Source organism: Candidatus Blochmanniella vafra str. BVAF, from assembly GCF_000185985.2.
GTDB lineage: Bacteria > Pseudomonadota > Gammaproteobacteria > Enterobacterales > Enterobacteriaceae > Blochmanniella > Blochmanniella vafra.
This window is the reverse complement of sequence record NC_014909.2, coordinates 195,982-212,326: the sequence shown is the minus strand read 5'-3', so window position 1 is coordinate 212,326 and position 16,345 is coordinate 195,982. Positions and strand designations below refer to the sequence as shown.

At 27.7% G+C, this 16,345-nt stretch carries 13 protein-coding genes and 2 tRNA genes; all 15 read right to left on the bottom strand.

Annotated elements, in window-relative coordinates:
• Positions 1-316: 316 nt before the first annotated feature.
• Positions 317-390, bottom strand: a tRNA-Arg gene (locus tag BVAF_RS00850).
• A 70-nt stretch (positions 391-460) separates the two neighbouring features.
• Positions 461-550, bottom strand: a tRNA-Ser gene (locus BVAF_RS00845).
• A gap of 205 nt (positions 551-755) precedes the next feature.
• On the bottom strand, positions 756-926 hold the full coding sequence (gene csrA, locus BVAF_RS00840; protein ID WP_013516503.1) for a carbon storage regulator CsrA: 171 nt from the start codon (positions 924-926) through the stop codon (positions 756-758).
• Positions 927-1,071: 145 nt separating this feature from the next.
• A complete protein-coding gene (gene alaS / locus BVAF_RS00835) occupies positions 1,072-3,726 on the bottom strand; it encodes an alanine--tRNA ligase (RefSeq protein WP_013516502.1) in 2,655 nt (884 codons plus the stop codon).
• Positions 3,727-3,928: 202 nt separating this feature from the next.
• Complete coding sequence (locus BVAF_RS00830; protein ID WP_013516501.1) at positions 3,929-4,819, bottom strand: peptidoglycan DD-metalloendopeptidase family protein; 891 nt, start codon at positions 4,817-4,819, stop codon at positions 3,929-3,931.
• 607 nt (positions 4,820-5,426) lie between these two features.
• Entirely contained in the window at positions 5,427-5,900 is a 474-nt protein-coding gene (ispF, locus tag BVAF_RS00825) for a 2-C-methyl-D-erythritol 2,4-cyclodiphosphate synthase (RefSeq protein ID WP_013516500.1), read from the bottom strand.
• Positions 5,897-6,625 (bottom strand): 2-C-methyl-D-erythritol 4-phosphate cytidylyltransferase, encoded by a 729-nt coding sequence (gene ispD, locus BVAF_RS00820; protein ID WP_013516499.1) that lies wholly within the window; start codon positions 6,623-6,625, stop codon positions 5,897-5,899. Before ispD ends, ispF begins: the two co-directional genes overlap by 4 nt.
• 66 nt (positions 6,626-6,691) lie before the next feature.
• Positions 6,692-6,973 carry a septum formation initiator family protein gene (locus tag BVAF_RS00815; RefSeq protein WP_013516498.1) on the bottom strand — a complete coding sequence of 94 codons (282 nt, stop codon included), beginning with the start codon at positions 6,971-6,973 and terminating at the stop codon, positions 6,692-6,694.
• Between the two features lie 166 nt (positions 6,974-7,139).
• Positions 7,140-7,757, bottom strand: a complete 618-nt coding sequence (gene cysC / locus BVAF_RS00810) for an adenylyl-sulfate kinase (protein ID WP_013516497.1) — start codon at positions 7,755-7,757, stop codon at positions 7,140-7,142.
• 27 nt (positions 7,758-7,784) lie between these two features.
• Positions 7,785-9,215: a sulfate adenylyltransferase subunit CysN gene (gene cysN, locus BVAF_RS00805; RefSeq protein ID WP_013516496.1), complete on the bottom strand. Its 1,431-nt coding sequence runs from the start codon at positions 9,213-9,215 to the stop codon at positions 7,785-7,787.
• A 13-nt stretch (positions 9,216-9,228) separates the two neighbouring features.
• On the bottom strand, positions 9,229-10,146 hold the full coding sequence (cysD, locus tag BVAF_RS00800; protein ID WP_013516495.1) for a sulfate adenylyltransferase subunit CysD: 918 nt from the start codon (positions 10,144-10,146) through the stop codon (positions 9,229-9,231).
• A 68-nt stretch (positions 10,147-10,214) separates the two neighbouring features.
• Positions 10,215-11,612, bottom strand: coding sequence for a siroheme synthase CysG (gene cysG, locus BVAF_RS00795; RefSeq protein WP_013516494.1), 1,398 nt, complete (start codon positions 11,610-11,612; stop codon positions 10,215-10,217).
• Between the two features lie 137 nt (positions 11,613-11,749).
• Positions 11,750-12,523: a phosphoadenylyl-sulfate reductase gene (locus BVAF_RS00790; RefSeq protein WP_013516493.1), complete on the bottom strand. Its 774-nt coding sequence runs from the start codon at positions 12,521-12,523 to the stop codon at positions 11,750-11,752.
• The gene (gene cysI / locus BVAF_RS00785; RefSeq protein ID WP_013516492.1) at positions 12,520-14,232 is read right to left on the bottom strand and encodes an assimilatory sulfite reductase (NADPH) hemoprotein subunit; all 1,713 of its coding nucleotides are present in this window, start codon (positions 14,230-14,232) and stop codon (positions 12,520-12,522) included. Before cysI ends, BVAF_RS00790 begins: the two co-directional genes overlap by 4 nt.
• On the bottom strand, positions 14,232-16,076 hold the full coding sequence (locus tag BVAF_RS00780) for an assimilatory sulfite reductase (NADPH) flavoprotein subunit (protein WP_013516491.1): 1,845 nt from the start codon (positions 16,074-16,076) through the stop codon (positions 14,232-14,234). The genes cysI and BVAF_RS00780 overlap by 1 nt, the downstream gene beginning before the upstream one ends.
• Positions 16,077-16,345: the final 269 nt, after the last annotated feature.

Here is a 16,345-nt window from a genome sequence, read left to right as displayed (position 1 = left end):
ATCTACATAAATACTTACATATTTTTCAAAATATTTAATCAATATCTCTAAATTAACATTCTCTTTATCTATATACTTTCTGTATGATCTCTATCATATTAATAATTACTATTCGTCAATTTCAACCTTTTTCCAACAAACTAATGCATTGTAAAACAAATATAGAACTGTTTTTAAAACACCTACACATAAATATATAATAAAAATACCATTACTCAATTATAATATTAAATCAAATTATATTAATACAATAATCATTGTATTAATTATAATATAGCGCAGCATAAAACAAACTTCTACGTTACTTAAAACACTATACACCCGAGAGGATTTGAACCTCCGACCTCTCGGTTCGTAGCCGAGTGCTCTATCCATTTGAGCTACGGGTGCGTATAATCTTTTTATTAATGAATGTATATAATACAATAAATAATATCCCAACATAAAATGTTAATAAACACAGTGAGGGAGGGATTCGAACCCTCGATACGATATACACTCATATACTCCCTTAGCAGGGGAGTGCCTTCAGCCTCTCGGCCACCTCACTGACATTATGTATTTTTATTTTTTGATAATCATACATACTATTATTTTATATTTTTATACTTTAAAAATAAATGTTTTATTAAACTCATGAATATTTTAAATTACAAACAACATCATCTATAAAATACTCTTAATTAAAAACATAAAAATTATTAATTATTATATTATGCTGCGGTTCATTAAAAATCATTTTATATGCAGTATATCTAATTTTTTTCATCTTGAATCTTACGATAAATTTCTTCTCTATGTATAGATATTTTTTTAGGCGCATTTACACCAATACGAATTTGATTGCCTTTCACCCCCAACACAGTTACTGTTATTTCATCCCCAATAATTAAAGTTTCACCAACTCGGCGAGTTAGAATAAGCATTCTTTACTCCTTCCTTGAAAAAATTAAATAACTAAAATTTATTAGTATATCATACCTATTAATATCTTCTCATACATCATCGTATATATATTTTATGAAACACACATCAATAATTAATCATCTCTTGAGTTATGTTTCTAAGTTTTTATAAAAAATTCCTTAACAATAATTTTACATTAGCTACAAATTCAGATTTATTTATTACATTATCAATTTTAGCCTGAGCAAAATCAGATTTACCACCACCTTTTCCTCCAACATTATGCATAATATAATGCACTACATCCAAAGAATTGATATGATTACGCTCAATTAGATCTTCAGTTACACTTACTATCAAATGAATTGAATTATTTATTCTAGTATTAATCAATACAATTAATCCAGATTTTAAATGTCTCTTAATACAACCTACCATATAAAATACTGTTTCTAATTCTATATTTTCAATTTGCTTTACTAATATTGGCACATTCTTAATATAATAAACCTCATGTGCAGAAGATAAAATCTTTTGAGTTTCTTGTTTATTCTTTAATACTCTTATTTCTTTTTCTAACTTATTAGAAAATAATTTCAAAGCATGTATTTTATTTAATAAATGATCATCATCAGTATGCATTATTTGTATAATATTCTGAATTAACGTTCTTTTACGTTGTATTATAGATAATGCTAAATCTTTAGTTGTTGCTTCTATACGTCTGATACCAGCTCCAATACCCAATTCCTTAACAATTACAAATAATCCTATCTTCCCAGTATTCTTCGAATGAGTACCTGTGCATAATTCACTAGAAAAATTACCTATTCGCACAACACGAACTTCTTGATTATACTGTTTTTTCGATAACATTATAATATCAGTATTATTATAAGCTGATTCTATTGGCATTAAATCTTCCGTAATAACCCAATTACTCCAAATTTGTTGATTTATAAAATTTTCTACTGAGTTTATCTGCTTTTCTGTCATAGCGTCATAATGTGAAAAATCAAAACGTAGACATCTATCATTTATTAAAGATCCTTTTTGAGTAACATGAGAGCCTAAAATTTCTAATAATGCTGCATGTAGTAAATGTGTAGCTGAATGATTTAAACAAATTAATTTTCTTTTCAATGGGTTAACTTGAGCAAAAACTTCCTCTCCTACGTTAATCTTTCCACTTTTTAATATTCCAATCTGAACTGTAATATTTCCATATTTTTTAGTATTCCTAACCTCAAACACTCCTCCAGATTCTGCCCTTAAATATCCACAATCTCCTATTTGTCCTCCTGATTCTCCATAAAAAGGAGTAAAGTCAAGAATCACCATACTCTCCGTGTTTGATTTAACTATTTTAACTGCTTCATTATTTTGAAATAATGCAATAATTTTAGCTCTATAAGTAACATGTTTATATCCTACAAATATACTACTTATATCAATAGGTATAGTAATATCACCAGAGACTCTACAAAATCGATTTAATTGTTTTGACTGTTTTTTTTCTTTTAACATAATTTGATCAAACTCTAATTGATCAATTTTTATATTATATTCATGACAAATATCTTGAGTTAGATCTAACGGAAAACCATAAGTAGAATACAATTGAAACGCAACTCGACCACTTAAAATCTTATTGTTTTTTAATTCTATTAAGGATTTTCGTAACAACTTTAATCCCTTATTTAAAGTATTTTCAAATAATTTTTCTTCATTAAATAAAATTTTTTCTATTAAATCTACTTGATCACATAAAATTTCAGTTATATAACTCATACTACTAATCAAAGGTGTTACTAATTTATAAAAAAAAATACCATTTACTCCTAGTTTTCTTCCATGACAAACAGCTCTGCGAATAATACGACGTAATACATAACCACGTCCTTCATTATCAGGAATAATTCCATCTTTAATTAAAAAAGCACATGCACGAATATGATCTGCTATCACATACAATGACCTATCCGCAATAGATTTTTTAACATTCATTACCTCAGATATAGAAATAATCAAATTTTTAAATACATCAATCAAATAATTACTACACATTCCCTGTAATATCGCAGTTATACGTTCTAATCCCATACCTGTATCTACAGATAACATAGGAAGAGATTCTAAATTTCCATTTGACCGTTGATTAAATTGCATAAATACTAAATTCCAAATCTCAACATACCTTTCACTAGATGCTGTCATATCATTGTTAGGAGGAACACCCGGAAACTTATCACCTAAATCATAAAAAATTTCTGAACAAGGCCCACACGGGCCAATATTACCCATTTTCCAAAAATTGTCTGAATCAGAATAATGTCCATTTTTACTACCGATCTTAATAACCCTTTTTTTTGATATTCCAATATGTTTAGTCCAAATATCATAAGACTCATTATCACAAATATGAGTAGTAATCCAAATTTTATCCTTAGATAAAGCAAACCAATTTGAATCAGTTAATAATTCCCAAGCAAATTCAATAGCGCTATCTTTAAAATAATCTCCAAAACTAAAATTTCCCAACATCTCAAAAAATGTTAAATGCCTTTCAGTATAACCCACATTATTTAAATCATTATGTTTACCTCCAGCTCGCATACAACGTTGCGCAGTAACAACTCGTTTAAATAATACCTTTTCTATTCCTAAAAAAATATTTTTAAACTGATTCATCCCAGAATTAGTAAACAATAACGTTTGATCATTCTCAGGAATTAAAGAACTACTAGAAATAATCTGATGTTCCTTTTTATGAAAAAAATTTAAAAATTCTTGACGTACATCTACAATACTTTTATACATGTAAATTCTATCTCATACTATTTATATTTTCATCTAATATTAAATTATCATATTAGTAATCACTGCTAAATATTGCAAACGCAAATTTACAATTTATATATGATGCTTTAATATTACGATGATTTTATTTATAAATCAAATTAAACCAGTATACGTAAACAAAATCCCTCTTTATATACATATATATACTTCTCGTATTATATTAGTATGTAAAAGATATTAAAAATAATGGATTAACAGATTTTCCTTTATGTCTAATTTCAAAATGTAATTTCACTTCATTTGTTCCACTGTTTCCCATAGTAGCAATTTGTTCACCTGTTTTAACTTGTTGTCTTTCAGTAACTAAAATTTTATTATTATGAGCATAAGCACTCAAATAATCATTATCATGCTTAATAATTATTAAATTACCATACCCCTTTAACACATCACCTACATATATTACTTTTCCAGAATACGCGGCAAAAATAGGTTGATTAAATAACCCAGATATATCAATTCCTTTATTGCCTCCTTCGCAATCAGAAAAAGTATTAATTATCTTCCCTAAAGTTGGACGAGCCCAGTAATAAGTAAATATAATTTTATCAGATTTATTAAAACAACTCGTTATATTATTAAAAAAATTGATTTTATATAATTTTATATATGTCTTTCGTAGGAGTATATATTTTTCTTTAATTTTATTTCTAATACAATATAATGACCATATTATAATATTCTGCTTCACTTTTATAACTTGCCCTACTTTTAACATATTAATATCACTAATATTATTTTTTTTTGATAAATCTAAATAATTATTTCCAGTTATCCAAGCTATATAAAATAAAGTATCTCCAGCCTTTACCACATATACTGAATCCTTATATACATTATAATTTAAGTTATTATATTCATGAAAAAAATTATGTTTTTCGGGAGCATAACAGAATCGCCATTGTTCAATACAAGATATACACTTTACAGTATTAAAATACATACGATATGGCATATAAAAATCTAAATTTAAATATATTCCAAAATATAATAATATTTCTAAAAAAGTAAAAATTACCATTTTATATACTACCAAAATCTCATCTAACATATTAAATACTTGGGCTCCTACTCTTTTGTAAGTTTAAAAATCTCTATTTTTTTATATATACACATACATAAAAAACATGATCAAAAATTACATATATATAGTAACAATAATAAAAAAATACCTAATATATATACAATATTCTAATTTAAGATATACATTATTATGTTTTCAATACACTAAAATAATGAATTCATTTTATTAACAGCATTAATATACACTTCGCAAACTATAAAATTTATAATAATCACTATATTCCTATCACAACGACAATTAGCACATAATATAAAAATATAAAAATAAAATTTCCATTCATTATTTTCTATAAAAAAGAACATTAATTAATTAATGTTAGATTATAAATATAAACAAATTTAAAATTTTTAATTATCTTATAATAGTAAAAATAAAAAATCCGTAATACTACTCTAGTATGTTTCATTATTAAAATTACAATGTTAATTTTTTCGATATCACCATGATATAAAACGTACACTATAAATTATTTAACCAATTTTTCAATCTATTAAAATTAGATAATTTTTAGTAACTATACAATTATCTTACTCCGTATTTCACATAAACTATAATGCATATATATTTTATATAATTATTTTTTTAATAAAACTATTGCAGTACAAGCTATACCTTCGGATCGACCAATATATCCTAAATCTTCTGTGGTAGTAGCCTTTATATTAATAGCAGACAAGACACAATTTAAATCTTGTGAAAGATAATAAATCATTTGAGAAATGTACTTTTGTATTGTAGGTTGCTGTAAAATTACTGTAACGTCAATATTACCTATCGAATATCCCTGATCAGAAATTTTATTCCAAACTGTACGTAATAAAATTCGGCTATTTATATTATTATATCGACTATCAGTATCTGAAAATAACGTTCCAATATCTCTATTAGAAGACGCTCCTAATAATGCATCTATAATAGAATGTATAACTACATCCCCATCTGAGTGAGCCACTACCTTCTTCTCAAAAGGTACAAGTACTCCTCCTATAATTAAAGGTCGACATCCACCAAACCTATGCACATCAAATCCATGACCAATACGTATCATATTTTAAAAATATTTTTATTTCTGTATATTTCAGATAAATAAAACTTAGCTAATCTTAAATCATCTTTATAGGTAATTTTTATATTATCTGACCTCCCCCTTACTAAAATAGAAGTATATCCACAATATTCTATCGCCGAAGCTTCATCAGAGATGATGATTTGATTTATTAAAGCTTTTTCAAGACATTTTTTTAAGAGATTATAATTAAATAATTGCGGGGTTAAAGAATGCCATAAATCATTACGACTTACGGTATGACTAATAAAATTAGAGCCAACATAAGCCTTTTTAACCGTATTAACAACAGGAGTTGCTAAAATACCTCCTATCTTTGAAAATTGGGTAATTTTAAATAAACGCAATAAATCTTGATAATGCAAACAAGGCCGCACTGCATCATGTATGATCACCCACATTGATTTCTTAACATGTTTTAGTCCAGCCATAACAGAATCAGCTCTTGTTTTTCCTCCAATTACAACACTAACTCTCGGGTCATAAGACACAGACAATTTACTAAACCAATTATCATTGCAATTAATAACCACAATACAATGCTTAATATTAGACTGCTGTAATAAAACATTGATGGAATATTCAATCAATGTTTTATTACCAATAATGCAATACTGCTTTGGTGGAAAGCTATGCATACGCCCCCCTATTCCTGCTGCAGGCAGGATAGCAGTCATATCTGGAAAATTATTATGATCTAAATACATACAATTTATATAAGATGTGCATAATACATTATGCAGATCTATCTGTTTAGATATACAATGTAAAACTTAATCATTAAATTTAATACAATAAAAGATTTCATCTTTTTTAATCATACCTAAGTTATATCTCGCATGCTCTTCAATTAACTCATACCCATAAAGCAAATCATGAATTTCTAATAATAATTGGCTATTTCGAATCTTCATCTGATCGATATTATTCATACATTTATATAATTTTCTTTCATTATAAATATTGATACAAACTAAAATGCCATTCTTACCTAACCACAACGAGTATTGTATCCAAACTAATATTACCAACAACAAATAACCTGATTTACCCATAAAACATATATCACACTATAATACTATATATTTAACTCAAAATCCATGCTGATTATTTTTTATGACCATTGATATGAATTATCAAAAACTGCTTATGATTTTCATAAAAAATACACTATGCATCATTAAGACATATTAACATTATTCTTTTATATTCTTATCAAAACTAAACAAAAATTTTTAAAATGACAGCGTCAAATAACTGATTAATTAATTCCTGTATAGTTTTTGTCCCATCTAAATAAATATCTGGATTTTCGGGGGATTCATACGGAGAATCTATACCAGTAAAATTTTTTATTTTTCCTTCTTGAACTTGCTTATATAAATTTTTTGAATCTCTACTTTTACAAACTTCAATAGGAGTATCAATATAAATTTCCAAAAAACAATTTTTAAAAAACATATTACGTACCATTTTTCGATCAGAACTACATGGAGAAATAAACGCAACCAACACAACTAGCCCAGCATCAAACATCAACCAGGCTACTTCCCCTGCCCTACGTATATTTTCATACCTATCCTGATGACTAAATGATAAATTACTACATAACCCATATCTAATATTATCTCCATCTAAAACATAAGTACTAATCCCTTCATGATATAACCTTTCTTCTAAAAAAGAAGCTAAAGTTGTTTTACCAGATCCTGATAATCCAGTAAACCACAATACTATAGCACGATGTTTATGTAATTTTTCTCTATTTTTCCTATTAATACAATAGGAACTCCAACTAATATTTCTACCACGAAAACCATTATTATTTTTAATCATCATATTATAAATATGCTCAATTATTTTCAATTAAGTCAAATCAGGAACATTCCAATGAGGAAAATGGAACTGAATTAACTCATGTAAAGCTAATTCGAATTCACTATATTTTTTATTGTTCAATTCATCAACTTGATGTATTTTAGAATTTTTTACCATTCCTGCTCCAACCGTATCATTACTCAAAATATCAATAAAAATCATACTACCAGTAACCGGGTATTTCAAATATTCATCCAATATTACCGGCTCTTCAAACAATAATTCTATTACTCCAATACCATTGTATGGTATTTCATCACTTTGTTGATGAATAAAAGTATGCATATCTATTTGATAATAAATATCTTTTATCTGTACTCTATAAAATTTCGTAGTTATTTTCACATCAAAATATTGCCCTTTTTTTAGCGCATCCTTTTTCATCCAAATAACATCTATCACTACACTTTCTACAAAATTTATTTTTTCTTTACTATCAATCAATATATCTCCTTTACTAACATCAATATCATCTGTTAAAGTGATTGTTACTGCCTCTCCTGTTAAAGCATTAGTTTGATTTTTATCACAATTCAAAATTTGCTTAATATAAGACGTTATATTAGATGGAAATACTCTAATTTGTTGCCCTTTATGAAGACTACCTGAAGCAATGGTTCCAGAATAACCTCTAAAATTGAAATGATCACGAATTATATACTGTATTGGTAATCGTAATTTCTGATCATTAATATCTGTAACAAAATTAATTTTAATATCATCTAGTATATTAAACAATGTAGGACCATCATACCATGACATATTTTTAGATAATTGTATTACATTATCTCCATCCAAAGCGGATATTGGGATAAATTTCATATTAATACTTTCGGATAGATAACTATTAATCTTTAAACATTTTATAGTAATATCTTGAAATATTTTTTCATCATAATTTACTAAATCCATCTTATTTACTACCACAATAATAGTTCTAATCCCCATTAAAAAACTTATAAACAAATGACGTTTAGTTTGCTTTCGTATTCCCTTACAAGCATCAACTAATAAAACTGCCAAATTACTATTAGAAGCTCCAGTAACCATATTTCTAGTATATTCTTCATGGCCCGGGGTATCAACTATAATAAACTTTCGCTTTTTTGAAGAAAAATAACGATACGACACATCTATAGTAATTCCTTGCATACGTTCTAATTGTAATCCATCCACTAATAATGATAAATCTATCTTATCTTTATGTACCCCAAATTGATCATTATCTGAATACAAGTTACATAACTGATCATCATAAACATGTTGAGTATCATGTAATAAACGACCAATTAAAGTACTCTTTCCATCATCTACACTTCCACACGTTAAAAATCTTAATAATGTTTTATTTTGTTGAGTATATAAATAGCTTTCTATACCTCCACAATCAATAATTTCTTGTTCCAAAATATTGAGCATAACTATTCCTTTTTTAAAAATAACCTTGACGCTTTTTTGTTTCCATTGACCCTACTTGATCAAAATCAATAACTCGACCAGAACGTTCACTTTTCGTAGACAATAACATTTCCTTAATAACTTTAGGCAAAGTTTCTGCTTCTGATTCTATTGCTCCAGTTAATGGCCAACAACCTAAAGTTCGAAATCTAATCATTCGGTTTTTTATAATTTCTTCAGATTTTAATTCAATTCGATTATCATCCACCATAATCAAATTACCATTTCTATGCAAAACAGGTCTACTTTTAGCTAAATACAACGGAACAACATCAATTTTTTCAAAAAAAATATATTGCCAAACATCTAATTCTGTCCAATTAGATAAAGGAAACACACGAATACTTTCACCTGAATTAATCCTGCCATTATATTTTGACCATAATTCAGGACGTTGATTTTTAGGATTCCAAACATGAAACTTATCCCTAAAAGAAAAAATCCGTTCTTTAGATCGTATTTTTTCTTCATCTCGACGAGCCCCTCCAAATGCTGCATCAAACCCATATTTATTTAAAGCTTTTTTTAAACTTTCTGTTTTCATAATACTTGTATATTTTGAACTTCCATGAACAAATGGATCAATCCCCATCGATATACCTTCTTGATTTTTATAAATCAATAAATCCACATCAGAAGATTTAGCTATGTTATCACGAAAAATATACATATCACGAAATTTCCACCCCGTATCAATATGTAATAAAGGGAAAGGCAACCTAGAACAAGGATAAAATGCCTTTCTAGCTAAATGCAACATCACTGACGAATCCTTTCCAATAGAATATAACATAACAGGGTTACGAAATTCAGAAGCTACTTCACGAATAATATAAACACTTTCTGACTCTAATTGATTTAAATAAGTAATACATTTCTGATTCTGAAGCATAATATATATTATCCTTTTAATATATCCACTATCCAACAATATTTATTTGATTATAATTTTGTTACATTTTAATTCTTATTTGATCCAAACCAACTTATTTTATCATGCAATGATACAACCTCCCCTACGATCAATAACACTGGTTGTTTAGCCGTAAGCACAAGCTTTTCTAATTCTATCAATGTACCTATCAAAATTTTTTGATCTTTGTAAGTACCTCTGCTAATTATAGCCACAGGGGTATTGATATGTCTTCCATTACAAATAAGGTTTTTACTAATATTTAAAATATTAAGTTTTCCCATATATATTACTATAGTTTGATATTTATCTGACAACGATTTCCAATTAATTTGATAATAATCATTATTACATTGCTCATGTCCTGTAATAAAAACAACACTATGAGCATATTTTCGATGAGTCAAAGGAATACCAGAATAAGCAGCCACTCCAATAGCTGCTGTAATCCCTGGTACTACTTGAAACTCAATACCTGCCTTCGATATTGCTAACAACTCTTCTCCACCACGACCAAATATAAACGAATCTCCTCCTTTTAATCTAACTATATCATTGCCCTTTTGTGCTAATTGAATCATAAAATTATTTAATCGATCTTGAGAAATTGAATGTTTATTTGCAGATTTACCAACATAAATTTTATCAGCATCTCTACGAGCTAAATCTAAAATATCTGGATTTACTAAATTATCATACAAAATAATATCTGCTTGTTGCATGAGTTGTAATCCTCGAATAGTTAATAATTCTTTATCTCCTGGACCAGCTCCTACTAACGCCACGCTACCTTTTTTTTTGATATTTAATTTATTTAATTTTATAGTATTTTGTATAATTTTATTGGCTTGATCTATCTTTCCCTGTTCTATTAAAAATAAAATACGCCCACTATAAAATAAATTTTCCCAAAATTGTCGTCTACACGATATATTTTTAATATATCTTTTTACTCTATCACGCCATGTACCTGCTAATTCAGCCAAATACCCAATTGACGCAGGTATTAATGACTCTAATTTCTCTCGTAATATACGAATTAACACAGGAGCTGTACCAAAAGAAGAAATACCTATTATAATAGGAGATCGATCAATAATGGCGGGAAAAATACAAGAACAGGTAGATTTATTATCTACAGTATTTATTAAAATTCGACGTTTTTCAGCATGTTTAAAAATCACATTATTCAAAAAAATATTATTTGTAGAAATAATAATCAAAAATATTCCATCTAACATGGAAGGTTGAAATGTTTTTCCAATCCAAATTATTTTTTCTAAAAATAAAATTTTTTTTAAATTAGGACACAATACACGAGCTACAATATTAATAATAGCTCCCGATTTTCGTAAAATTTGTATTTTTCGAAAAGCAACTATCCCCCCTCCAACTACTAAAATGGATTTTTTATTAAAATTAATAAATAAAGGTAAGTATTTCACAAAACTATGTTTATTCTCAAAAAAAACGAATACATGTATTAAAGATTACTCTTCATAAAAAACTATTTTTAAAACAATTTATATATTTCATAAAACAAAAAATTATAAATATAAAACATACAAATAAAAAATTAAAACTAATTTTTATCAAAACAATGTAATCCACATTCACGTTGCAATCCAAAAAAACGGGTTTCTTCATCTTTCATCCCTGATTTTTTTTTAACAGTAGTATGAACATCACCTATTGATACATATCCCTGTTTCCATAATGGATTGTATTCCAATTCATATTGTGTAATATATCTGTGCATCTGAGTGTCATTCCAATCAATAATAGGTAAAAATTTAAACACATTATTTTGCACATTTATAATAGTTAAACCTCTACGGCTATCAGATTGTATCCTCCTTAATCCTGCAAACCAAACCTCTACTTGCAATGTCTTTAATGCATACTTCATAGGTTTTACCTTATTAATAAAATTATATCTCTGAACTCCTTGTGCTCCTTGCTCCCATAATTTTCCATAACGAGCTTCTTGCCATGCAGCAGATCGATTAGATCGAAAAACATGCAAATTTAACCTCATTTTTTCTTTCAAGTGATCAATAAAACGATATGTTTCTGGAAACAAATAACCCGTATCAATTAAAATAATAGGAATATCAGGAAAATAACGAGTCATCATATGTACACTTACAGATGAATACACACCAAAACTTGAAGATAATATACATTTATCAGATAAATGCCTTATAGCCCATTTTATCCTATCTTCTGTTTCTAAAGATTCTAAATATTGATTTAATTCATATAATATCGTGTTTTGTTCATTTAAAGATAATGCATTAAATTCTTTAATACTCCAAAAACGCTTATCAAATTTGGCTAATTTTCTATAAATCATAAATAAAAATCTTTTTCAGAGTTTAAAACAGGTTTAACAATGCCTGATCTTACTACATAATCTCCATAAGATTCTTGAATATTTCTATCTTTTACCCACAGTTTAATAGTGTACTCTAAAATATCTAGAATTTCACTTTCTGAAATATTCTCCTTATATAAACGTGGAATACGAGTGCCTATTTTATCTCCCCCTAAATATAAGTTATAACGACCAATCCCTCTTCCTGTCAATCCAATTTCTGATAACATCGCTCGTGCACAACCATTAGCACATCCTGTTACCCTTAAAATAATCGAATCTTTTTCAAGATTATATTTACACATAATATGTTCTATTTTAGTAACAAAATCTGGTAAAAACCGCTCTGCCTCTGCCATTGCTAATGGACATGTCGGTAAGGCTACACATGCCATAGATGCCTTTCGTTGTAATGTTATAGAATCATCTAATAACTTATATTCTTTTGATAAAGCCTCAATAATATCTTTTTTATCTTTATGTATGTTAGAAATAACTAGATTCTGATTAGTAGTAATTATAAAACCACCTGAATGTACTTTTGAAATTTCTGCTAATCCATGTTTTAACAATTTATGAGATGAATTAAAGATTCTTCCATTTTCAATAAATAATGTAAGATTCCAATAATCTTTATTAATACCTTTCGACCATCCAAACCGATCTCCTCTATCAGTAAACATATATGAACGAACTGGGGCAAACATTAATCCAGATCTATTTTCAATCTCTTGTTTAAAAGTATCTATACCTACTCTCACTAAAGTATATTTTGTTTTAGCATGTTTACGATTAGATCGATCTCCCCAATCTCTTTGTATTGTAATTACCGACTCAATAATTTTTAAAATATTTACTGCATCAATATAACCAAATTCACTAGCTCTTCTGGGGTACGTGGTTTTATCCCCATAAGTCATAGCTAAACCTCCCCCTATTAAAACATTAAAACCAATAAGATTCCCAATGTTGTCTGCAATAGCTACAAGACCAATATCATTAGCGTAAACATCTACATCATTAAATGGAGGAACAGCTATTGCTATTTTAAACTTACGAGGTAAATAACAATCTCCTAAAATAGGTTCTGATTCTACAAATTCAGTTTTCTGTTCATTTAACCAAATTTCTGCATATGCCTTAGATCGAGGTAATAAATATTCTGAAATTCTTTTAGATAATTTCCATACTTGATAATGAATTGTAGATTCCATTGGATTGACAGTACATATCACATTTCGATTTACATCCCCAGCAGTAGCAATAGAATCTAGACCTAATTTATTTAATAACTGATGCGCAATTTTTAATTGTGGTTTTAATAAACCATGTAACTGAAAAGTTTGTCTATTAGTCAGTCTAATTGTGCCATATAAAGTATATTTCTCCGAAAAATTATGAATAGCTAACCATTGTTTCGATGTAATCACCCCTCCAGGGAGACGACAACGCAACATTATGTTGATTAATGGCTCCAACTTTTGATAAGTTCTTTCTAAACGTACATCTCGATCATCTTGTTGATACATTCCATGAAATTTAATTAATTGAATATTATCTGGATTAAATCCTCCCGTTAAATTATTATCTAAATCTTCATTAATAGTACCTCTTAAAAAATTACTATCTTTTTTTATTCGTTCATTATCTGATAATGATACTTTTTTAGTATGTTTTAATATTGTCATTAATATACATCCCGTTGATAACGATGCTGGGTTCTCATTGTATCCCAAAAATCATTCGCTTGGTTTGTACTCATATTACCATATTTTGATGTTAATGAAATTAAAGCCTTTTCTACATCATGAGCCATACCTTTCGCATCACCACATACATAAATATATGCTCCTTCCTCAATCCAATCCCATAATTCAGAACCATCCTCTAATATTTTATTTTGTATATAAACTTTATGATCTTGATCTCTAGACCAAGCTGTTCTAATATTACTAAGGACTCCTTCCTTAACATAACGTTGCCATTCGGTTTGGTATAAAAAATCATCTATAAATCTTAAATTTCCAAAAAAAAGCCAATTTCTTCCAGTTGCTTGATTTAATACTCGATGTTGCATAAACGCACGAAATGGGGCAATTCCTGTTCCTGCTCCAATCATAACTATAGAAGCACTAAAATCAGAGGGTAATCTAAAATTATGATTAGGTTCAACAAAAATACGAAGTTTATCGTTTTCTTTTAAACGATCTACCAAATAACTACTAGCTCCACCTGATCTTAATCGACCATTAACCCTGTAACGCACAGCACTAACAGTAATATGTATTTCTTCTCCTACTTCTAATTGCGCAGAAGAAATAGAATAAAATCTAGGTCTCATAGAACGCAAAGCCAACAATAAATTTTGAGCAGTTAATGTAATATCAGGAGAAATATTTCGAATCATTTCAATAATAGGTGTTTCTAAAACATAAATCTTTAATTTTTTTCTATCCGTCATCAAATCTAATAACATTTTATTCTTAGTAATAGTAGCTATTTTTTCCACAAAAATAGAAGTATTTTGTGTTAATTCATAATGATCTTTTAAGGCTTCACAAAGAATCATAGATTGACCTTTGACATTAACCCATTCATCACCCGTTAGTTTTAATAATTCTAACAATTCGTTGATAAGATCATAATCATTTTCATACCACACCCCTAATGCATCACCTGGTTGATAGAGCAAATTAGAACCAGAAATATCAAACTCTAAATGATGTATATCTTTCATTGAATTACGACTGGTTATCTTTTGCCTATTTGACAAACACGCAATAAAAGGAAATTCTTTACAATAAACAGAATAATCACCACAATTTTCTGATGAAACAACAGCGCTCTTTTGTATTGTTTTATCAGAAAATGAATTAAATATCGTTACATCAGAAGAAATCCTATTCTGCAATACTTCAATAATTTCTTTTCTCCATATATTAGCTGCATCTTCAAAATCTATATCAAGATCAACTCGATTATATAATCGAATTGCTCCAAGTTCTTCAAAACGTCGATCAAAATCTTTACCAGCTTTCGCAAAATATTCATAAGACCGATCTCCAAGCCCTAATACAACAAAACTAGTGTCTTCCATTCTCATAGCTTTTTGAGAAAATAAGTATTTATGTAAAGGTATTGCTTCTTCTGGAGGATCGCCTTCGCCATATGTAGATATTATTAAAACTAATAATTTTATTTCAGAAATATTTTTACATGTATAATCTCGTGCATTGAATAAAGTTGCATTCAATCCAGATTTAATACAATCATTATATAATTTTTGTGCTATTTGACTGGCATTACCAGTTTGAGAAGCAGATATAATGATTATCTTGTCAGATAACTGAGAGAGACGTTGTTTTGTTGATGATACTTGATTTTGTGTAGAAATACTTACAGTTGTATCTGTAAATCTATTGACATTTATAAGACCCCACAGATATCCAGACACCCAAATTAATTGATCTCTAGACAATGTATTTAATATTGATTGTAAACGACTTAATTGATCTGGAGTTAAAGTAATCATTACATTATATAAATATATACTGTTTGTATATTAAATTAATTTAATTCTACCATGTACATTTTTAACAAACTACAAATACAGGATATAACATTATATTAATATTAGAATACTATTGTAATAAAAATAAAAGAATTAAATTCTTAAAAACTAATTAAATAATTATTATCTTTAATACAACTACTACTATCGCGCTAAAATATTTTTATATTATATATTTATATTTATATAAAATAAATTTTAACTCAACTAACATAACTCAATAAAAAATA